Annotated in this window: 20 protein-coding genes; 1 reads left to right on the forward strand and 19 read right to left on the reverse strand. The window is 52.9% G+C overall.

Annotated features, from left to right (window positions below; all coding sequences use genetic code 11):
* Window positions 1-34: 34 nt before the first annotated feature.
* From AC0YN0_RS16940 to AC0YN0_RS16970, 7 genes are all read right to left on the reverse strand, one after another.
* On the reverse strand, window positions 35-1,045 hold the full coding sequence (locus tag AC0YN0_RS16940; protein ID WP_475822311.1) for an aliphatic sulfonate ABC transporter substrate-binding protein: 1,011 nt from the start codon (window positions 1,043-1,045) through the stop codon (window positions 35-37).
* A gap of 59 nt (window positions 1,046-1,104) precedes the next feature.
* A complete protein-coding gene (locus AC0YN0_RS16945) occupies window positions 1,105-1,881 on the reverse strand; it encodes an ABC transporter ATP-binding protein (RefSeq protein WP_337104160.1) in 777 nt (258 codons plus the stop codon).
* A 249-nt stretch (window positions 1,882-2,130) separates the two neighbouring features.
* Window positions 2,131-2,742 carry a TetR/AcrR family transcriptional regulator gene (locus tag AC0YN0_RS16950; protein ID WP_475822312.1) on the reverse strand — a complete coding sequence of 204 codons (612 nt, stop codon included), beginning with the start codon at window positions 2,740-2,742 and terminating at the stop codon, window positions 2,131-2,133.
* An 84-nt stretch (window positions 2,743-2,826) separates the two neighbouring features.
* Complete coding sequence (locus tag AC0YN0_RS16955; RefSeq protein ID WP_475822313.1) at window positions 2,827-3,030, reverse strand: hypothetical protein; 204 nt, start codon at window positions 3,028-3,030, stop codon at window positions 2,827-2,829.
* 123 nt (window positions 3,031-3,153) lie between these two features.
* Entirely contained in the window at window positions 3,154-3,624 is a 471-nt protein-coding gene (locus AC0YN0_RS16960) for a hypothetical protein (RefSeq protein WP_475822314.1), read from the reverse strand.
* Window positions 3,625-3,697: 73 nt separating this feature from the next.
* A complete protein-coding gene (locus tag AC0YN0_RS16965; protein WP_475822315.1) occupies window positions 3,698-5,116 on the reverse strand; it encodes a sensor histidine kinase in 1,419 nt (472 codons plus the stop codon).
* The gene (locus tag AC0YN0_RS16970) at window positions 5,113-5,793 is read right to left on the reverse strand and encodes a response regulator transcription factor (protein ID WP_475822517.1); all 681 of its coding nucleotides are present in this window, start codon (window positions 5,791-5,793) and stop codon (window positions 5,113-5,115) included. The genes AC0YN0_RS16965 and AC0YN0_RS16970 overlap by 4 nt, the downstream gene beginning before the upstream one ends.
* A 218-nt stretch (window positions 5,794-6,011) precedes the next feature.
* Between AC0YN0_RS16970 and AC0YN0_RS16975 the strand changes: the two genes are divergently transcribed.
* Complete coding sequence (locus AC0YN0_RS16975) at window positions 6,012-6,434, forward strand: DUF4395 domain-containing protein (protein WP_475822316.1); 423 nt, start codon at window positions 6,012-6,014, stop codon at window positions 6,432-6,434.
* Window positions 6,435-6,479: 45 nt separating this feature from the next.
* On the opposite strand, the gene AC0YN0_RS16980 is transcribed toward AC0YN0_RS16975, so the two are convergent.
* The 12 genes from AC0YN0_RS16980 to AC0YN0_RS17035 form a co-directional block, all read right to left on the reverse strand.
* Window positions 6,480-7,466, reverse strand: a complete 987-nt coding sequence (locus AC0YN0_RS16980; RefSeq protein ID WP_475822317.1) for an oxidoreductase — start codon at window positions 7,464-7,466, stop codon at window positions 6,480-6,482.
* Between the two features lie 24 nt (window positions 7,467-7,490).
* Window positions 7,491-9,095, reverse strand: coding sequence for a type 2 periplasmic-binding domain-containing protein (locus AC0YN0_RS16985; protein ID WP_475822318.1), 1,605 nt, complete (start codon window positions 9,093-9,095; stop codon window positions 7,491-7,493).
* A 17-nt stretch (window positions 9,096-9,112) separates the two neighbouring features.
* A complete protein-coding gene (locus AC0YN0_RS16990; RefSeq protein WP_475822319.1) occupies window positions 9,113-11,491 on the reverse strand; it encodes a helix-turn-helix domain-containing protein in 2,379 nt (792 codons plus the stop codon).
* A gap of 192 nt (window positions 11,492-11,683) precedes the next feature.
* Entirely contained in the window at window positions 11,684-12,814 is a 1,131-nt protein-coding gene (locus AC0YN0_RS16995) for a glycoside hydrolase family 88 protein (protein WP_475822320.1), read from the reverse strand.
* Window positions 12,815-12,871: 57 nt separating this feature from the next.
* Window positions 12,872-13,753, reverse strand: coding sequence for a carbohydrate ABC transporter permease (locus AC0YN0_RS17000; RefSeq protein WP_442048501.1), 882 nt, complete (start codon window positions 13,751-13,753; stop codon window positions 12,872-12,874).
* An 11-nt stretch (window positions 13,754-13,764) separates the two neighbouring features.
* Window positions 13,765-14,643, reverse strand: a complete 879-nt coding sequence (locus tag AC0YN0_RS17005; protein ID WP_475822518.1) for an ABC transporter permease — start codon at window positions 14,641-14,643, stop codon at window positions 13,765-13,767.
* Window positions 14,644-14,756: 113 nt separating this feature from the next.
* Window positions 14,757-16,397 carry a type 2 periplasmic-binding domain-containing protein gene (locus AC0YN0_RS17010; protein ID WP_442048500.1) on the reverse strand — a complete coding sequence of 547 codons (1,641 nt, stop codon included), beginning with the start codon at window positions 16,395-16,397 and terminating at the stop codon, window positions 14,757-14,759.
* Window positions 16,398-16,820: 423 nt separating this feature from the next.
* Window positions 16,821-17,489 (reverse strand): PDDEXK family nuclease, encoded by a 669-nt coding sequence (locus AC0YN0_RS17015; RefSeq protein ID WP_475822321.1) that lies wholly within the window; start codon window positions 17,487-17,489, stop codon window positions 16,821-16,823.
* Window positions 17,490-17,750: 261 nt separating this feature from the next.
* A complete protein-coding gene (locus AC0YN0_RS17020; protein WP_475822322.1) occupies window positions 17,751-18,497 on the reverse strand; it encodes a tyrosine-protein phosphatase in 747 nt (248 codons plus the stop codon).
* Window positions 18,497-19,330, reverse strand: coding sequence for a carbohydrate ABC transporter permease (locus tag AC0YN0_RS17025; protein ID WP_337104150.1), 834 nt, complete (start codon window positions 19,328-19,330; stop codon window positions 18,497-18,499). The genes AC0YN0_RS17020 and AC0YN0_RS17025 overlap by 1 nt, the downstream gene beginning before the upstream one ends.
* Before the next feature lie 16 nt (window positions 19,331-19,346).
* Window positions 19,347-20,291: a carbohydrate ABC transporter permease gene (locus AC0YN0_RS17030; protein WP_442048496.1), complete on the reverse strand. Its 945-nt coding sequence runs from the start codon at window positions 20,289-20,291 to the stop codon at window positions 19,347-19,349.
* 17 nt (window positions 20,292-20,308) lie between these two features.
* On the reverse strand, window positions 20,309-21,673 hold the full coding sequence (locus AC0YN0_RS17035) for an ABC transporter substrate-binding protein (protein WP_475822323.1): 1,365 nt from the start codon (window positions 21,671-21,673) through the stop codon (window positions 20,309-20,311).
* Window positions 21,674-21,710 lie beyond the last annotated feature (37 nt).

The following is a 21,710-nucleotide window of genomic DNA, read 5'->3' on the forward strand; positions in this document are numbered from 1 at the left end:
GACTTACGCCTCCTTTCCCTGTATGCTCAGCCGCTTACTTCAGCGGCGATTTCAATGCTTCTTCAATGAAGCTGTTATCGAATACATCAGCTACTTTAATTTCGTTGCGAATCGACTTGATCGAATATTGGAAGTCAGCCGTTTTTTGCTGCTCGGCAATAATGTCGTCGGTTACCGGAATGCTGATCGTCTTGGAGCGCTTGAAGATGCCCTCGATAAGCGCCTCCGGCACTTTGCGTTCATCCGCATAACGTTTCAACGCTTCGTCCCAGTTGTCATTTTCCCAAGCCAATGCTTTGTTCAGCACTTGCAGATAAAGCGTAACAAGCTCCGGATAGTCCTTCGCGAACTGCTCTCTTACGATATTGAAGGAAGGAGACAAGACGCCAAGCTGCTCGCCGTCAGTCAGCACGCGCGCTTTGTCCGTTAGCGTATTGAGCGTAATGTTCGGATCCCAAGTTGCCCAAGCGTCAACCTTGCCAGTCTCGAACGCCGGTTGCGCTTCATCCGGCTGCAATTGGATAATTTCCAGATCGGAAGCTTTAAGCCCCGCTTCTTCCAAGCCGCGATAAAGGAAGTTGTAGGCGTTGCTGCCCTTTGCTACCGTTACCTTCTTGCCTTTCAAATCTTCAATCGTTTGAATATCGCTATCCTTTGGTACGATGATGGCCACGTTGTTCTTGCCTTCCAGCGCCTGCGAAATGACTTTGAACTTGATGTTCGCCGCTTGCGCCGCGATGATCGGCATATTGCCGAGGCCTGCAAAATCAAGTCGGTTCGAAGCCATCGCCTCCGTCATCGGAGGACCGCTTTGGAACTCCGCGTATTCAACCTTAACGCCCAGCTTATCGAATTCTTGCTCGAACCATTTCTCTTCAATGATCTTGCCGAATAGTCCGCCGCTGCCTTGATATCCGATCTGAACGGTCAAGCCCTCGTACTTGTTGCCGCCGTTCTCGGATTTCCCGCCATTGTTCGCAGCGCAGCCGCTAAGGAACACCGCTACCACGATTATTGCTGCCGTTAACCATTGCAATCTTTTCATAATTGATCTCTCTCCCTTAACTTTCTGTATATTGGTTTATTGAGTTACATTTCAATTTATTAAATGCCTGCGCCTACATCAATCTCCGGCCCTTCGACCTTTTCGAATTCACTGAGCACCTTCGTCCGCAGCTCTTGAAAGGAGATTCCCGTCCGCTTCCGCGGGAACGGAAGATCAATCGGCAGTATGCTGCGAATATGGCCCGGCCGCGGATTCATGATGACGACCCGCTCTCCGAGAAATACGGCTTCGTCCAGATCATGCGTTACGAACAGCATGGTTGTCCGGTTTTTCTGCCATATATCGAGCAGTACCTCTTGCATATGCGACCTTGTGAAAGCGTCGAGCGCGCCGAACGGCTCATCCAGCAGCAGCACATCCGGATTGCGAAGCAGCGCTCTTGCGATCGCTACCCGCTGCGCCATCCCGCCGGACAGTTCTCGCGGATACGATTTCTCGAACCCTTTGAGCCTCACCAGCTCGATCAGCTCGTCAACCCGCTTCCTCACTTCCGGCTTCTTCAGCGACAGGTTGGCGGCGATGTTTTTCTCAACCGTGAGCCAAGGGAACAAGCGCGGCTCTTGAAAAATAACCCCTTTCTCAATGCTCGGCCCGTCAATCCGTTTTCCGTTCAGCAGTACCGTGCCGTCATAGTGAGTGTCCAGCCCTGCGACGATCTTGAGCAATGTGCTTTTGCCGCAGCCGCTCGGACCGATGATGGTTATGAATTCGCCTTGCTTCACCTTCAGCTCGATTTGATTCAGTGCAATAACATCGCCTGCCGGCGCTTTGAACGTCTTATTCAATTGCTGGACAACGAGTATGTCGGTAGCCATATGTGTTCCCTCCTCAGACGGTTTAAATATTATTCATACCTGAATACTTGGTATTATGTCTAAAATAAAAAGACTTAACGTTTCGCCAGGCTAAAGCTGCCTCCCTGGTTCATAATTCACAAACGTCAAATCTCCAGTTGTCTGGTAGACTCGAGTGATGTAATTGTCGTTTTCACAAATTGAACGTTGATTCGGTTTGTATGTTGATTATTTTTACATGACTTCTCAATCGTTGTCAACAACATTTTTTTAGCGGCTTGCGGAAGACTTGGCCTCGAACAATCGGATTATCGCAGCGACATCCATGTCTATCGGCACCTCGTAGCCCGGCATACGCTGGAGCGTTAACCCTTGGATGAGGCTGACGAAATAAAACGCTAGCTGAAGCGGATCACCCTCGATGATTGTTCCGTCTTCGATTCCGTCGCGCATAATGTTCGCAACCGGCTGCAAATTTGTCGTGAAACGATCGGTTACCGCCCGTCTGATCTCATTCGGCGTTGCATCGGATAAGCGCGCGCTTTGCATCAGAATGGTGAACGCCCAGCTCGTCTGAATGGACAGCCACGAGGAGCAGATCGTAGTCAGCTTCGTAAGCGGCGGGAACGTCGTCTTCGAAATGTCCGTCACATGAATCCCGTAATTCGTCTGTCCTCTGCGAAGCACCTCGCTGAATATTTCGTCCTTCGATTCGAAGTAGTGATACACGTTGCCGATACTAACATCGGCCTCCTTCGCAATGTCCTGCATGCTCGTCGGCTGGAAGCCTTTGATCGCCATCACTTTAAGCGCGCTGTCCAATATTTGTTCGATGCGCCGTTCTCTGGCGATGCGGTCCTTCTCTGGATTCCTTGGTGACATGATTTAATCCGCCCTTTCTATGCTCCAGTCGTCAGTTATGGAGACATTATACAGAAATTCGGGCAAGCTTCGCCAACAAAATGTTCAGTCAGCCACGTTCGCCCTCTTATCTAGCAGCTTCCCGTTGCACTTTCTGCAACGGATTGCGACGGTTTGTGCCTTTCGCGCTTTGCTCGTTGCATATTGTGCAACGGATTCCCAATCACCAGCGCTTCTGCGGCCTTTTGTAGCCCAGTGCGTTGCATTTTCTGCAACGGCAGCTGCCGCATCAGCTTCCTTCATGCTCATCCATTGCACTTTCTGCAATGAGAAGAGATGCTGGACCGCCAGCGAAAAAAAAAAGATAGAGCCCCTGCCAAAACAACGCAAGGGAACTCTATCTTTATTCAGTTTCTACGCTCGCACGATGCTCTAGAGCTTGAGACTTACGACCAGCAGCACCCCGATTACCGCCGCCGCCATAATCGCCGACACCGTCAAGTAACTCGACAGGTTCACCGCTTGCGAAGCCGACGCTTGCGTTGCTCCGGAAGCAGTGCCCGCCAGGTTGATCCTCTTCCTCAGCTTACCCCCGAATATCCCCGTTAATATAAGCGATAACAAGGCGATCGTGCCTCCGCCTTTCTCCATGACGTCCAGCCATAGCGGCTTGTCCGAACCCAGCTCCATCTGAATGAGCATGAGTACTCCCGATACGAGAACAAACAGCGCACTCGGGTGCGAGATCAAGCTGAACGCGCGCGTTATTTTGCCAATTAAAAGATTCGCTTCAACCGTGCTCACGTTCTTCCTTACGAGCGGCAGCACAACCAATATCGTCACCAGTGAACCTATCCATAGCGCGAGACCGGCCAAATGCAGAAACAACAATAATCCAAACATTGCGATCATCCTCCAGTCCGTTCAATTTCCCCTCATTATCGGGAGGAAATATGAACGCACGATGAACGGAGTGTTACAAAACGTTCTGCAGCTGGTGTTTTGGAATTTTTACGGTAATGATCGTTCCTACGCCTAACTCGCTCTCCGCGGTAATTGTTCCTCCGTGCAGCGTTACGATATCCTTCGCTATGGACAGGCCCAGCCCGCTCCCGGAGCGGCTTCGATCCCGCGACCTGTCCGCTTTGTAGAACCGCTCGAACAAATGCTGTACCTGGTCGGCCTCGATGCCGATCCCCGTATCGCTCACCGTAACGACAACTGCCTCCGGTTGCTCGGATTGAATCGCAATTCGGATTGAGTCTTCTTTGCTCGTGAACTTCATGCTGTTAACGATTAGATTCAGCCACACCTGATAGAGCAGCCCCTCATCCGCCGTAATTGTCGTCTCCGGCAGGTCGAGCGTCAGCTCAAGCCCCTTGCTCGTCCACTCCCACTCCAGCAAAATGATGATTTGGCGAAGCTGCTCATCCAGCCTGTACGTCGTCACATCGGGCGTGCGCGACTGATTGTCGAGCGCCGCGAGCGTCAGCAACTGCTTGCTTAATGCCGATAAGCGTCTGCTCTCCTCATCGATAATGTGCAAGTAGCGTTCCTTCTCCTCCAGCGTCGAACCTTCATCCAGAACGGCTTGCACGAATCCTTGAATCGACGTGAGCGGCGATTGAATTTCATGCGACACGTTGGCGACGAACTGCTGCCTCATCTCGTCCAGCTGCCTCAGCGATAAGGCCATTTCCGTAAAATGCCGCGCCAAATTCCCGAGCTCGTCCTGCCGTGCCACATCGAGCGGCACCTCAACATCGAAGCGGCCGCCGACCAGCCGTCTCGTCGCTTCGGTGAGCCTTTTGATAGGCTTAACGATATACGTCGTGAAGATAACGATCAAACAGAGGCTGAATACGAACGTACTGCCCAGCAGCACCGCCATAATAATCCGAATATCGCCAAGCTGCTGCTGCAGATCGGGGCGGATGAACAACGCGTAACGATCACCGTTCACCGTCATCGGAACGCCTACCGTGTTGCGCAAGCTATCTTCGAACAGGTTGGACACCGACAACCAGCCCCAACCCGAGGCTGTGCCGTAATATAGTTCTCCGTTCAGCACGCGTTCCTCGTCAGCCGGATCAAGTCCTCCTCTGCGAAATGACGAGCCGTAAAACGCTCCTTCTTTGCGATCGTTAACGACATAAATCTGGTAGCCGAGATTAGCGATATGAGCCAAGTAGCTGTCCATCGCAAGCTGCGGCGTCTTCTCCAGCAGCGTCTTGATTTCATTGCCGATCTGAACGGCTTTCCGTTCATTGCCCGTGAGCAGCTTGGACTGATAATACATACTGGAGCATAACAATCCCGCTATGCTGCTTATTAAACCGATGAAAGCGAAGGTGAGCACGATTCGGACGTAAAGCGACTTCGTCTTTATTTTCATCTGCCGGGCACTTCCAGCTTATAGCCAAGCCCTCTTATCGTTGTTAGGATGAGGTCTTGCTCCCGGCCTTCGAACCTCTCACGCAGCCTCTTTATGTGTACGTCGATCGTGCGGCTATCACCCATGAAGTCCGAACCCCATATAAGCTGCAGTAATTGCTCCCGCGTGAAAATCCGACCCGGGTGACCCGCTAACTGCGCCAGCAGCTGGAACTCCTTCAACGGCAAAGATATCCGCTCATCGCCGATCCACACTTCGTAACTGCCGCGATCGATGGTAACTCCATTCAGCCGAATGACTTCTGACGACACCATCTGATAGCGGCGAAGCAGTGCCTTGATGCGGAACAGCAGTTCCTTCGGATCGAACGGCTTCACCATGTAATCGTCCGTCCCCGCCAAGAAACCTTGCTCTTTATCCGCCATCTCCGCCTTCGCCGTCAGCATAAGTACGGGAATGTCGTAGTACGACCGAATTTCGCGGCATAGCGCCAACCCGTCCTTCGCCGGCATCATCACATCGACGACCGCCAGATGAATTTGCACCTGTTCCATCAGCACCGATGCCCGCTCGCCATCCTCCGCCTCGAACACTTCATACCCTTCCTTGCGCAAAAAAAACCGAAGCAGTTCGCGTATATGCTTATCGTCATCCGCAATCAAGATATGAACTCTCATAATTGCCGCACGCTCGCTTTCCATTCGTTGCCCATGCCTCTGGCAGGTTATTTCTCCTAACTATGCTATAAAAGGACGAGTATTTCAATGCGGACGGATATCGCAACCTTTTTTTGCGATATTGTTCGACTGGAGCATCTGATCTATTGCTAAAAACGATGCTTCGATCTATAATCAAATTAATTAGTTTAATTCCGATAAGGAAAGTTGGTATACACATGAAAGAGATACCTATTCCGTACGTGCGAAGCAATCAAGCAGGTATTGTGATCTTCTTAATAGCGTTTTTCCTTACGCAGGCAACATGGATTATTGCGGCATTGTTCGTCATTCAGGTGATCGGCCTTATATTCGGGGCGAAGGCGAATCTGTTCATTCGGATCGCTCGTCCGTTTCTTACGCAGCTCGTAGCGAAGTCCCAGACGGAAGCAGCCGAGCTGCAACGATTCAACAACTCGCTTGCCGTAGGCTTCCTCACTTTGTCGTTGATCAGCTTGTTATTCGGCTGGGCAGCGGCAGGCAACATCTTTGCGGCGATGATGGGCGCTGCGGCGTTCGCCGCGCTGCTCGGCTACTGCATCGGCTGCACGGTGTACTTCCAATACAAGCAATTCCGCGCACGCAGATTGCAACGCGGATAAGACAAAAAAGCGCTACCCGCTTACTACGGCGGATAGCGCTTTTTTTTATATTTTCACGACCATCCGCTTGCGCGAATCCCCCTCTAGCATGCGCTTCGTATACGCCGCAACCTGTTCCAGCTCGATAACCTCGCTCATGGCATCCAGCTTATCCAGCTTGTATCGTCCGGCCAGCAGCTCCCATACGTGGAGCCGCTTCTCCATCTCCGCCATGACCGAATCGATGCCGATCAAACGCACGCCCCGCAGAATGAACGGATAAACGGAGGTCGGGAGATCGATTCCGCCCGTCATGCCGCTCGCCGCTACGGCCCCGCCATAATTCAAGCTCGCGATAATCGATGCCAGCGTTTTGCCGCCGACGCAATCAATGGCTCCCGCCCATAACTGCTTGCCTAGCGGTGCGGATGACTGGGAAACGACCTCTTCCCTCGATACGACGCGTGCAGCGCCAAGTCCAAGCAAATACTCGCCCATGTCCGCCTTTCCCGAGCTTGCCGTCACTTCATAACCTAACCGGGAAGCCATCGCTACCGCTATGCTGCCGACACCGCCAGATGCTCCCGTGACGAGCAAAGGTCCTTTATCCGGCCGGAGTCCGTCCCGTTCCAGCTCGTACAACGATAACGCCGCAGTGAAACCAGCCGTTCCGAGCGTCATCGCAGCCTTCATCGTCAAGCCCTCAGGAAGCTTCACCGCCCATTCCGAAGGCACTCGCGCATATTCGCTATAACCGCCGTAATGCGAGACTCCAAGCCCATACCCTGTAATTAGCACTTCCTCACCTGCGCGATATCGTCCGTTTTCACAGGATACGACAACGCCCGCGAGATCGATGCCCGGAACGAACGGATAGCTGCGAACAATATTGCTCCCTGTCTTGCACGCTAACGCATCTTTATAATTGACGCTGGAGTATGCGACCTTGATAAGCAGATCGTCCTCCGGCAGATCATCGATCCGCAACGTCCCCACCTTCGCCGTTACTTCCTCGTCCTGCTTCTCCAGCACCAGTGCGCGAAAAGAATCCATTTATCCATTCCTCCTGTCGCTCTTCTATTGCGAGTTATACCGTTTCAAGGCGGCCTCTTGGATTGCAATTGCCCGATCAATGCCAAGCGCTTTGACTTGGGAAACCAGATCGCCATAGGCTTCGACCGGCTCGGTTCCCAGAATGATGCGGAGCGACATTTCGTCGACGAGCGTCGTCACGTCCTGCATAATGGCCGACAGCTCCGCGTTCTCCCGCTCGGTTTTCTGAACGGGAGGAATCATATATTTATCCGCATCCGTGTCTGACCAGACTACCATCGCGTCTTTCTGTTCCTTCATCATATAGTACTGCTCCAAATATTGCACATCCTGCACGAAGGGTCCGAAGTAGCTGGCGCGGCTGTACATCGCAAGCGCCTGGGCCGGCGCAAGCTTGTCCGGGTTGCGAAGAATAAGGTCCGTATACGTCGGCTTGTCGCCTTCCATCGTATAACTGACGCCTTCGATACCGAAGTTGAAGAGCAGATGCCCTTCAGGTCCGTACCCGTAGTCCAGCATGCGGACGGCTTCCACCGCCTTGTCGCTCTTGGCCGAGATGGCAACTCCTCCGCTGCTCATATAAGAATAGACGCGCTGACCGAACTTCGGGCGTTCCCCATCATGCAGCACCGGATACGGCGCGGGCACGAAGCTTGCCTTCTCATCCAGCTCTCTGACGATCGGCGTCCATGTACCGATGCCCGCCCCTGCATTCCAGATCGTAGCGCCGCTCCGGCCGGTAATCATGCTGGCATCCAGCGTCTTCGTATCGACTGTGGCCATGTTCTTATCGAGCAGCCCTTCCGCGTACCACTGCCGGAACAAAGCTAGAAACTGCTTATAGCCCGCCTCTATGGGTCCGAACTTCACCTTTCCTTCGCCGTCCAGATAGAACCCTTTCTTAACGCCGAACGCTCCAACGAAACCGCCATTCTCGATACCGAACAACGGGTTCGGCGTACCGAGGAATGACATCGGCGCTTCTATGCCCTTCTTCTCCTTGAACGCCACAAGCATGTCATGCCACTGATCAATCGTTCTCGGCAGCGGAAGCCCCAGCTCGTCCAGCCAATCCTGGCGGACAATCGGACCTTGATACGTGCGCAGCCTAACGTCGCCTTGAATAAAAGGAAAGACGTAATAGCTGCCATCGGCCGTCTTAATCTGCTTATCGATCTCCGGATGCTTCGCGAGATACTTCTTCAGGTTAGGCGCATACTGATCGATCAGATCGTTAAGCCGTAAAATATATCCGTCCTTAATCGCCTTCTCCGGTCCGCCGGGGAAGTTCGCCCACTCGTACTCGATGACATCCGGCAGTTCCCCCGATGCAAGCAACACATTGATGGCCTGCTTCGCTTGATTGGCAGGCGGCTGAATGAACTGCAGCTTCACCCCCGTACGCTTCTGCCACTCTTGGAAGAAAGGGACGTCCTGGAAGCTCGGCTTCACGCTAGCCGCGTTGCCGTTCAGCTCCGCCCAATACGTAAGGGTGCTTCCATCGCCCGCAGGCTGTAAAGTAGGCGAAGGCGAAACCGCCGCGTCATCAGTCTGCTTGCATGCTGCGAGCAGCAGAGCAACGACTAGCATTATCAAGATCACACTTCTCGCGCGATACCGTCGTTCCATGTTTCCCTTCACCTCTTTCACGGCGTAATCCGCTTCCCATCATGCATTTCCTTATATTTGCCCGGCGTAATGCCCTCGTATTTCTTGAAAACCCGAATGAACGTCGCCGCGTCATTGTAGCCAACCAGCTTCGAAACGTCGCTTACCGATTCCTGATGCAAGACCATCCATTCCTTCGCCCGTACGATGCGATGCTTATGCAAATAATCCAGCAGCCCTTCGCCCGTCTGCGTCTTGAATAGCTTAGACAAATAACTGCCCTTCAGGTCAAAATGCTCTCCGATCGTATTTACATTCAGATTCGAATCGCCGTAATGCTGCTCAATATGCCGTTGCACGCCGGCTGTCAGTTCGCGGAGCGACTCAGCACGCTCCATCGTAACATTGGACTCCATCCTTACCGACGCGAATGCGCATACATTCTTCAGCAGCGTCACCAACTCCTGCCGCATTTCCTGAATCGTGTCGCAAGCGATGATCTTGTCCATCCAAAGCGGATTGTCGCTCAGCACGCTTCCCTCTCCGTCGCCCAGCTCATTAATCGCCTTAACCATCGTACCGACCAGGTTGAACATGAAGCACTTGGCGAGCGTAAGCGACAGGATTGGTTTCTGCGTATTGCGATCCATAATATCGTTCATGAAGGCTGAAGCCTGCTCGAAGTCGCCAATCTTAATGAGATTAATTAACTGCTGCTCGGCCTGCAGCGGATAGTAATACCCGAATTGTACCGCTTCCTCGGGATTCACGCGAATGTCGTCGTACGTAATGATCCCTTTTTTGCCGAGCACCATCTTATACTCCATCGCATCAACCGCCTCGCGGTAAGCCGCGGCAATACCGGCCAAGGATGCATGCTTGCCTCCGACAGATACGGTAAGATCCATCTCGTACCGCACCAGGAAGCGTTGCGCATCGGTTGCGATCGCATGCAAATCGTTCTTGTAAGATTCCGCCCTCTCCTCGCATAAGCTCACCAGACAAACCATCATATCGTCGATTTCCGCAACGTAGCCGGCATGTCCATGCTCGGATACCAGCTCTTCGACAACGTTGCTAATAATAAACTGGATTAACTTCCGCCGATCGTTCGTATCGATGCCCGGCAGCTTCTCGTATAGGCTTTCATCATTTTCCACAACAAATAAAATAACGGCAAACTCATCCGACAACAGCTTCATATGGAACGACCTGAACGCTTCCTCGTACGGAATCGGCGAATCCAGCTTCCCCTTCATCAGCCGGTTGATCATATTCGAGCGCAATACATTCTGATGGGATTGCAGCTGCTGCGCGATCGTTTCCTTCTCGCTTCTCGTCTTGCTGATCGCCCGCTGGATGAAGCTGAGTTCGTTCCACTCGGTACGCTCCTCCGTCCCGTTCTTGTCCGACAACAGCCTGACGAGCTGCTGAATCGGCGAATAGTTGCGGCGCATGAAAAACCACGTCAGCACGCCCGCGCCCATAATGCTGATCAATACGCTGACGAACGTGAACTTGCGCACGTACTCCGCTTTCTCCCAGTAGATGCTGCTCGGAATGACGAGCGCATACTTCAGATCGGATACCGATGACTGCACGTAAAAGATTTCCGAATCCCCAGCCTTCATCGAGGCGGGCATCGCTTCCCCGCCGCTTTGGACGCTGTCCAGGATGACGTCTTCACCCGACTGCTCCGGCAAGTTGGAGAGCAATACCTCATTGTTGCGGTTCATAATGAGCACGTAACCGCCGCTGAAGCCGGAAATGTTGTCGATCGCATCCAGGAACCGCGACGTGTCGGCCATAACGACGACCGTTCCCGCTTCCTTGCCGTTCAAGTCCTTCGGCAGATGCGTAATATACGCGATCGCCGTCTGCGGCGGCGCGGCATCCAGATGCGGAAGAAGCATAAATTGATTGTGCTCGGATTGCTCGATGGCCGATACCCACTGCTCATAATTCATTTTGCCGGTGCGATGCAGGGTATAATATGCGGTTTCCATGTCTCTGACGTTGCCGGAACGCAGCACGGCGCCCTCCCGCTCCCAGGTCACGTAAAATTCGTCGATTGCCGCATAGGACGTCTGGTACATCCGGAATTCCTTCACCAGCTGGTATGCCTCGAACTGGGCGTCGGCCTCCGAGCGGCTGGAATACATAAGCGTCTGCAGCTTCGCGTTCCAAGTCATTTCCATTGTAAGCCGCTTCATCAGATCGATCTGATTATCGATGGTATAGCGGACCTGCTTCAGCAGCGAATCGTTGGCACGGTGAATTTCGCTGCTGAGCGCCGCGCTTGATTGGGAATAAACGATCAAGCTGATCAGGATGGGAACAAACAGAACAGCGCTATATGAAATGAGCCATGTGACGATAATGCTTTTTCGCTTCTGCCATATCTCTCGAATATTCAAGCTAAGTCTCCTCGCCTGCAAGTTGCCTATTAGACCCCTATTATAACCAAAAGACCGCGGAACGAGGAATGCGCAAAACATTCAAAACGATTGACGAAACGTCCACACGCCCTCAAAACAGCGCCATAACAGCACAAATAACCCGAATGGAAAAGTCCATTCGAGCTATCCATGCTTCTTATGCTGCTTAGACTAGAACACCCGCTGCTTCCAGCCGTTCAGCTTCGCGATCGCCTCGACGAAGAAGTAGTCGCCGTAGATCAGCGACACATCGACGTTCTGCCCCGCCGGCTTATGCCCCGTTCCATACTTCAGAATGGCTTCGTGCTCGTTGTCGTCCCAAGTGCCATAATTCGCATAAAGCGAGCCGAGCATCCGCTCCGCCGCTTCACGGTAGACGCGTCCTTCCTTCTCCGCGAGCAGTCCCGCAAGCTCCAACAGACCGGAAGCGGCGATCGCGCCCGCCGAGCTGTCGCGCGGCTCGCCTTCCAGCGTCTCGCTTGCGCGGAAGTCCCAATGCGGAACATGGTCCTCCGGCAGATTCGCGAGGAAATAGTGGGCGACGCGCTGGGAAGCGCGCAGATAGGCGGCATCGCCCGTATAGCGATACGTATTCGCCATGCCGTACAGCGCCCATGCCGCTCCCCGGCTCCAGCCGGAATCGGGCGCGGCGCCTTGGCCGCCGAGCGTCTCGTCATATTCGCCCGTGAGCGGATCGAAGCAGACGATATGGCGAACCGAGCCGTCCTCGCGGATGAAGTGCTTCAACACCGTATTCGCGTGCGCCGTCGCGATCTGCGCGAAGCGAGGATCGCCGCTTTCGAGCGACGCCCAGTACAGCAGCGACAGATTCATGCTCGTATCGATAATGGACCAGCCATGCATATTGCCGTTCCAAGCTCTGATGAATTGGCCGTTCAGATTGAATCGGCCGGCCAGGAAGTTCGCCGCGAACAGAGCGCGGCGCTTCGCATCCTCATCGCCAGTGAGACGGTGCTTCACAACCGCGGTCGGCAGGAAGTGAAAACCTACGTCGTGGTCGAACGAGTTCGGCAGAAGCATCTGGCGCTCCAGCCTCTCGTCCCACTCCCATGCCGATTCTTTATATCGATCTTCGCCAGTCACCTCGTGCATGACCCATAATAGCCCCGGCCAGAAGCCCGACGTCCACCAGTCGATGCGCTGGTCGTCGTATTTGCCGTCTGCCCCCGCCACATGCGGCGACTTCGCGCCGATTAACGCGATCATCTGATCGACCTTGGCCTGAATGTCCTGCCAGATGGACGGAATATCCGTTATATTGCTCGTTGAATGCAATTGCATATCCAGTGCAAGCTCCCTTCTCCCCGTACAATTTGTTAATGGACTACGTGAATCCCGTTACCCTTTGAGCGAGCCGACCATAACGCCTTTGACGAAGAAACGTTGTACGAACGGATACACGCAAAGAATCGGCACGGTAGCGACCATAATCGTCGCGTATTTAATCGTTTCGCCGATCTGATGGCGGTCTCCTGCCGAGGCCCCCGCCGACATGCTGTCGGTCGAGTTCGCGATCAGAATTTCGCGCAGCACGAGCTGCAGCGGGAACAGCTCCCGGCTCTTAATGAATACCGAAGCGTAGAACCAGCCGTTCCACTTGTCGACCGCATAATACAGAATCATAACGGCGATAACCGGCATGGAAAGCGGAATGATGATCCGGAATAGAATCGTAAAATGGTTCGCTCCGTCGATCTTCGCCGACTCCTCCAGCGTATCGGGAATGCCCATGAACGCCGTACGCATAATGATCAGATTGAATGTGCTGATTGCGAACGGCACGATGGTCGACCATAACGAGTCAAGCAGGCCTACGCCCTTCACGACGAGGTAAAGCGGGATCAAGCCGCCGCTGAAAAACATCGTGAACACGATGACGATCATGAACGCGTTGTTCCAAAGTACGTTCTTCCGCGACAGCACGTAAGCGCCAAGCGCCGTCATGAGCAGATTAAGCATAAGGCCGAAGAACAGGATAAACAGCGTATTTTTGTAGCCGATCATGATGCCTGGATTGTCGAACACGCTCTTATAGGCGGCAATAGAGAACCCTTCCGGCTTCCATAGAATGCCTTTGTGCACGATCAGCTGACCCGCGTCGCTGAACGACGCGAACAGCACGTACAGGAGCGGATACAGCGTAGCGATGACCAGTAAGCTTAGAATGCCGTATATGCCGATGTCGAACGCTCTTTCTTGCAGACTCGTATCTTTTTTCATTTTGCCTCACCTCACCATAAGCTGCTTTTGTTGACTCTGCGGCTAATATAATTCGCGGTAATCAGAAGAATCAGGTTAATGACGGAATTGAACAAGCCGACCGCGGAGCTGTAGCTCCAGCCGAACTCCAGCAAGCCCTTCCGGTAGACGAACGACGAGATGACGTCGGCCGTCTCGTACGTGACCGGATTGTACAGCAATATGATTTTCTCGAAGCCGACGTTGAGCAGATTGCCCATGCGAAGAATGAGCATGATGGCAATCGTAGGCATAATGCCGGGCAGCGTAATGTAGAAAATTTGCTTGAACCGGCTCGCGCCGTCCATTCTTGCCGCTTCGTATTGCTCCTGGTCGATGCTCATCAGCGCGGCGATATAAATAATCGACTCCCAACCGATGCGCTGCCAGATTTCCGACAAAATGTAGATCGGGCGGAACAGCTCCGGCTTCTGGAGCATCGCCTGCCCGTCATAACCAAGCGTCATGAGCAGTCTATTGATAATGCCGTCAGCATTCGTAAAGTCGGTAATGATCCCGCAGATGACGACGAGCGATATGAAGTAAGGCATATACGTGATCGTCTGAGCGACGCGCTTGAACGACTTGCTGCGAACCTCGTTGATGAGCAGCGCGAGCAGAATAGGCGCGGGGAACTCGAAGATTAGCGAATATAAGCTGATGACGATTGTATTCTTAAGGATGCGAACAAAGTAATAGCTGTTGAAGAAATCGTAGAAATGCTTAAGACCGACCCAGTCGCTGCCGAGAATGCCCTTCATCGGCGAATATTCCTTAAATGCGATCAGCGCGCCGTACATCGGTGCATAATGAAAGATGACGTAATAGGCAAGAACGGGAATCATCATGATGTACAAATATTTATTAAGCATAAAATCGCGCACAAACCTGCTTTTTACCACTAGCTAGTCACCTCGATCCAAAAAATGGGACGAGGGCGGCGGTCAGCGCCGCCCCGCCCCCTCCTTTACGTCTAACCTTGCTGTTACCGGTTGTTGTAGCGCTCCAAGGCGGCAGTCTGAATTTCGATTGCGCGATCCAAGTTAAGCGACTTCATCTTCTGCACGTAGCTTTCGAACTGGTCCGGGGAATCCGAACCCAAAATAATTTTGAGCGTCATTTCGTCCACGAGCGTGTTCACGTCGTTCATAATCGTAGCGAACTCGGTGCTCTCCTCCGGCGTAGGCGTAATCGGCGGCAAGCTGTATTTGTCCGCGTCCGTCTTTTGCCAGATGTTCACCGCGTCGCGCTGCGTTTGCAGGGCGAAGAACTGCTCGGCGTAACGTTTGTCTTGAATGAACGGACCGTTGTAGCTGCCGCGGGCATAAAGCGAGATCGCTTGCGCCGGAGCGAGCTTGTCCGGATTTTTCATCAATAGATCGGTATAAGTCGGGTAGCCGTCCTTCATTTCGTAGCTGACGCCTTCCGTACCGAAGTTGAAGAACATGCGGCCTTCCTCGCTGTAACCGTAGTCCAGCATACGAACGGCAAGCTCAGGGTTTTGCGCTGCAGTCGTGATGGCAACGGTACCTTCGGACGCGTACGCTTTATGCTTCTGACCGAACTTCGGCGTATCGCCCTTCTTAAGAACCGGATAAGGAGCTGCGACGAGCACGGCCTTCGGATCGTTAGCCGCGACAAGCGGCTGCCACTTGCCGATGCCGCCGCCGGCATTGCCTACCGTTGCGCCCGTTGCGCCGGAAGCGACATTACCGTCAAGCGCCTTCGAGTCGGCGGTGGCGATGTTTTTATCGATCAAGCCTTTTTTGTACCAATCGCTGAACAGGCTGAGGTATTCTTTGTAGCCGTTCTCGGCTGGGCCGAACTTAACCGCGCCGTCCTCCAAATAGAAACCTCTCGTCACGCCGAATGCGCCGAGGAACGCGCCGTTGCCGGATTCGTTGAAGAAACGCGGCTTGCTGACGACCGCGAACGGTGCCGCTGCGCCTTTCTTCTCCTTGAATGCCGTGAGCGTAGCCGTCCAATCGTCGATCGTCTCCGGAACCGGGAGGCCTAGCTCGTCAAGCCAGTCTTGGCGAACGATCGGCCCTTGGAACACGCGAAGATACTCGTCGCCGCGAATGAACGGGAAGGCGTAGTAGCTGCCGTTGTCGGTTTTGACCATTTTGTCGATGTCGGGATTTTCTTGCAGGAACTTCTTCAGGTTAGGCGCATACTTGTCGATCAGATCGTTCAGCTTCAAAATATAGCCGTCATTGATCGCTTTCTCCGGACCGCCCGGGAAGTCGCCAAGGAAGTTGAATTCAATCATATCCGGCAAATCGCCGGATGCGAGCATGACGTTAAGCGCTTCTTTCACTTGGCCGGTTGGCGGCGCGGTGAAGTCGAGCGATACGCCCGTTTGCTTCTGCCAATCTTGGAAGAAAGGCACTTCGCTGTGCGATGCTTTCACGCCGATCAAGTTGCCGTTGATTTCTCCCCAGTAGGACAGCTTTTTGTCTGTCTTAATCGGATACGTTGTCGCTTCGGCGGCATTCTGTGTTTGGTTCGCCGAATCATTTGTATTGGTGTTGCCGTTTGCTGCGTTCCCCCCATTAGAAGAACAAGCGATTAACGTCGTTCCCAGCACCGCGATGCCGAGTGTTGTTGCTAACAATCGTTTCATGGCTAAACCTCCGCTTGTGTTTAGTGAGATGCATCTCTCCTACACAGCGTAACGGCTGCCAGCAGTCGCCCGATATGAGCAAAACGCGAAAACCGATGTCGATTTCATCGCACCCCGAATGACGATTTCGCCAAAATGCTTTTCGTTTACCGCATAGACGAATGACGATTTGTACAATCGCATCGATTATCTAGCCAATTCACACGTTTCCCCACTCACCATTCTCACCTGAATGGATTTTGTCCAATCAAACGGCCTCTTCCGGCAACAAAGTTACTTTTGAATGGAAAACATCCAACCTAATCCACCCATTCCCCGCCATTCCACCAAAAATCGCTCATTAGCCTGTACTAAATCCATTCAAACCTCAAACCATGAACGATAAGGCGTATGAGATTGGATGAAATCCAATCAAATGCTTATTCAGGAAAGAAGAAGATCAAGCGTGCCTTCCCTCATCTCGTAATACAGCACGCCTCGCCCGCTGCCGATCGGCCGCAGCCACCCTTTCGCCACCAACGCCTGGAGCCACTTTCTCGCCGTACGGAAATCCACATCCATCTCCTTGGTAACATCAATCGGTCTAATGGAGCGTCCTAAGTGCCAGGCAAGCCGCAAAACCTCTTTCTCCACAATAACCGCCGGCTTAGCATGATCTCCCAACATAACCGACTTGCTGACCGCCAACTGCAGCAGCATGCGGCAAACCTCCGGCCGTTCCTTAATGTCATCAAACGAAAAGTGAAGCATCCTCCACCCCATGCCCGTCAGAAAGGAGTCTCGGTTCAAGGAGTAGCTGAAGCTCTGCCGATCCATGTCCTTGACATGGGATTGGAAGCCGTCGCATTCCAAGCCGAAACGGCCAAGCGCCGGCAAAAAGGCGAAATCAAGAAATTGCGACTTCCGATTCCAATCGTACACCTCATACTCCGGATGCAAATGTTCGAAGCTGCCGAATAATGGCCACCATACGTTTTGCAAAAACAGTTTTTCGGCGTAACCGTGACCCCTCTCCAGCCTCCCCTTGCGTTCTCCGCCCCTGCTGGCCAAATGTCCGTCTACGAATGCCTGATGCGCCTTCTCAAAACTCATTCTTATTCCCTCCTCTAATTTGTGAACGTAAGAAGAAACGCCTGACGGCGTCCTTTCCATAGACGCCATCGTTTCGGCGAAACGTATAGAGAAAGTATGAGCAAACTCATATACTTTCCTATACGCAAAAAAAGAACGTTCCTGTGCCATTGGCATCAAGAACGTTCTTCGTTCGCTTGTGTGCTGACCAAATTATAGCATCCCTTGCGACTCTGCTTCCATAGCAATTGTGCCAGAGCAGCTGGGATACCGGGATAGAGTTTACGGCTGCAAAAGCATCCGTTTCAAACCTGCGATTTGTTCACTGCTAAGCCCGATTCGAGCGAAGTAGCTCTCAGCACCGCCAAAGTTGCCGTGCAGATGGTCGAGCATCATCTCCATGTTGCTTGGCGCGCTGCCCAGGAACAGCTCGTACATCTCTGCCGGAATTTGCTCTGGACGGTCCTTGCGCAGCTCATCCATGATCGGCGCGAGATTGACCTCCGTCTCGGCATAATCGGCTACGATGACCGAGCGATCGACGCCAGCCAAATCAAGCAACAGGGCTGCGACGACGCCAGTACGGTCTTTGCCCGCCGCGCAATGGAACAGCACGCCGTCGCCTTCGGCTTCGGCCATTCGCTCGAACACTTCGCGGAGCAGGTGTCCGCACTCGTCCAGCATATTGACGTACATATCGCCCAAGCTGCGAATATTCATATTGGTCGATGTCGCCGGATTAATTAAGCTAATATTATAGTAGTTAGCGCGCTCCGAGCCGTTGAACACGTTGCGCTTCTGCGCCAGTTCATGAGCATGGCGCAAATCGATGACAGTGCGTACGCCCATTCCCACAATTGCGTCTTGGTCGCCATTCGTTAACCGATGCAGTCCGTCCGCGCGCAGGAAACGACCTTTTTGTACCGTAAGCCCTTCAGCAGCTCCATAACCGCCGATATCTCTTACATTATAAGCACCTTCCAGCTGGAGAAGCCGTTTGTTGCTGTTGCTGTCTATTGTCGTTGTCATTATTTCAGTCCGCCTTTTACGAAAGAATCGATAATTTGTCGTTGCAGCATAAGATAGATGATGAGTACGGGCAAGCTAGCGATCGTCGTCGCCGCCATAAGCGCTCCCCACATATTGCCGTCGGAGGAGATGAACATTTGCAGACCCTTTTGGATCGTCGTATTTTCCAGCTTCGTCGTCACGAGGAGCGGCCAGAAATAATCGTTCCAAGAGGTGATGAACAGCAGAATGCCGATCGAAGCGACCGAAGCCTTCAAATTCGGCATGATCGTGCGCCACAGCAGGCCCCAATCGGAGGCTCCGTCCAGCCTTGCGGCTTCGATCAGCGTTTTCGGATACGATTTGAACGCGTTGTACAATTGGAGCACGGCGAACGCCGAAGCAATATTAGGTACGATAAGCCCCATCAAATGATCGCGCCAGCCAAAGCCGCTGATCGCGACATAGTTCGGAATCATAATGACTTGGAAAGGCACGAGCCATGTAAGTGCGATTAATCCGTAGATCAAGCTGCTGCCGCGGAATTCCCAGCGAGTGAACGCATAGGCCGCCAATATGCTTGTAAAAAGCTGCATAACTGTCTGAATAATAGCCACGACCATGGAATTTCCCAGCATGCGACCCATCGGAATGGCATTCCATGCTTTGACGTAATTATCGAAAGTAATATGAAGCGGAATTAAGCTTGAGGTGAACACTTCGGTCTCCGGTTTCAAGGAGGTTACGACCATCCAATAGAGCGGAAAAACCGCCAGCAGCGCGAGCGCGATCAATGCAGCATGCTTCACCGTAGCAGCCGTATAAAAACCCGCCTTGCGTCCAGCCTTCTCCATCTTCGTTCCCTCCTCTCTAGTTGTCGAAGAACGACAGCTTCTTCGTTAATTTCATGAACAGCCAAGCAAGCACGCCGAATCCGAGGAAGAAGACGACAGCGGCAGCCGAGCTCGCCCCGATATTGAACGATTGGAAGCCGTACGTCCACAGCAGGTAATAAATGTTCGTCGTCGTGTTGAAAGGTCCGCCTTGCGTAAGCACGTTAATATAAGAGAAGCTCATTTCCGATGCGAAAAGCGTGCTCATCATGGCCATGAACAGAATTGTCGGCGAGAGCAGCGGCAACAGAACATGCCAAATGATTTGGAACCCATTCGCTCGGTCAATCTTGGCCGCTTCAATGTATTCCTTGTTGATGCCCGTCATTGCCGCCGAAAATATAAGCGTACTGAAGCCGATCAGCTTCCAGCCTGTGATGAACGTAATCGACCATATCGCCCAATGCTCATCGGTGAAGAAACGGATCGGTTCAGACAGATGAAACCAGTCAACTAACGCCTTGTTCAATATGCCGTTCGTCGGATGCATGATCCAGCGCCATACGGACGATACGGCAACCGGCGCCATGATCATCGGCAAGAAAATGAGCGCGCGATAGACATTGCTCGCTTTTCTTCCGATATTGTCCGTTGCGATTGCGATAATAAGCGGAATGATAAGCGAAAATGGAATGATGCCCACCGTGTAGATCAGCGTATTCCAAAGCGCGATGCCCATCTCGGGCAGGTTGAACAGATTGGTGAAGTTCTTCAATCCAACGTATTGCTTCGGCGATGTAGGAAGCAAATTCCATTGGTAGACGCTTAGCTGGAACGTCTGCAACAGCGGCTTATAAATCCAAAAGCCGATCGAAACAAGAGCCGGCAATAGATAGATGTACGGCTTGATTCGGCCAAGCCGCAGCAGGAACGACTTGCGTTCCTTGCTTTGCGGCTTCGCTTCTGCTGCATGACGGGTCATGCTTACTGCATCATAGCTCATTGAATCAGCGATTGGGCGCGTTTCTGCGCATCCTGCATAATGGAGGCCACATCGCCATCGCTCACGATCGCCTTCGATACGGAGTCATTCAGAATCGTCTCGATTTGTTTCCAGTTCGCGCCCGGATACGATACCCAAGGCTTCAGCGAGTCAAGCTGCTCCAGGTTCGGCTTCACGAGCGGATTCGCTTCTACCCAGCCCTTCAAGTAGTTCGGGTCTTCCACGATAGCCGGACGAAGCGGCAAGTAGCCGATCTCCGAAGTAATGATCGTATAACCGCGCTCGCTTGTCGCGAACTTCAAGAACTCCCATGCCGCTTGCTGCTTCGCTTTGTCATCCGTCAGAATGAACAATGCGCTGCCCGAGTTGACCGGCATCGTCGGTTTGTCGCCAAAGGCCGGCATCTTCGCCGTCTTCAATTCCCAGCCTCCTGCTTGCGATGCGGCAACGAACGAACTTTGAATCGCGCTCGTGAACAGCAGCATGCCAAGCTTGCCTTGACTGAACGCTTCCATCGCTTCGCCGTCGTTCAGCTTGCTGTTCGCCCCGCTCTTGATCAGGTCCTGCCACATCTCGATTGCGCCAATCGCTTCAGGCTCACCGAACTTGATCGTCTTGCGGTCGTCGGACAACGCTTGTCCGCCATTGCTGCCGATCAATGCTTGAATGATCCAGTCGCCGCCAGCCGCGCCGCCTACATGCGTGCCGGTAACGCCTGTTTTCTCGCCGATCTGCAAACCGTATTCCTTCACTTGCTCCCAAGTCGTTGGAGGCACAGCCGGGTCAAGTCCCGCTTCTTCGAACAGCTTCGCATTGTAGAAAAGAACCGGCGTACTGAACGTGAACGGCAGGCCGTATGTTTTGCCGTTCAACTGGCCCAGCTTCATGCCGTTCGGCGAGAAGCCCTCGAAATTGCTTTGCAGTTCATCGGCCGCCACGATATCTTCAAGCGGCTTGGCATTGAAGTTGTTGACGGCGAAGTCGAGGCCGTCGAACGTCAATTGCGCGATATCGGGCGCCGTGCCCGCTACGATATCGGCCTGCACCTTGGCGTTAATATCCGTCGAAGCTACCGGAATGGCATCGATTTTAATGTTCGGATGCGCCTCTTCGAATTCTTTGATCAGCTTCTCCGTACCCGGAACCTGGCTGGCAATCGCTAGATTGTAGCTGTAGAACTTCAGCGTCACTTGCTCGTTCGATGCTGTATTGTCCGCTTTTTCTGTACTAGCCGAATTCTTATTTGCATTTGAGCTCGTGTTCGTGCTCGTACCGTTTGTATTACTCGCATTGCCGCCACAAGCCGTTGCCAGCAAAGATAACGATACTAGCGTAGCAGCTGCTACTTTTTTATAAGCCATGATTAACTCCATCTCCTTATTAGCCCTATGGGGCTTA

The organism is Paenibacillus sp. J22P218, assembly GCF_056269195.1.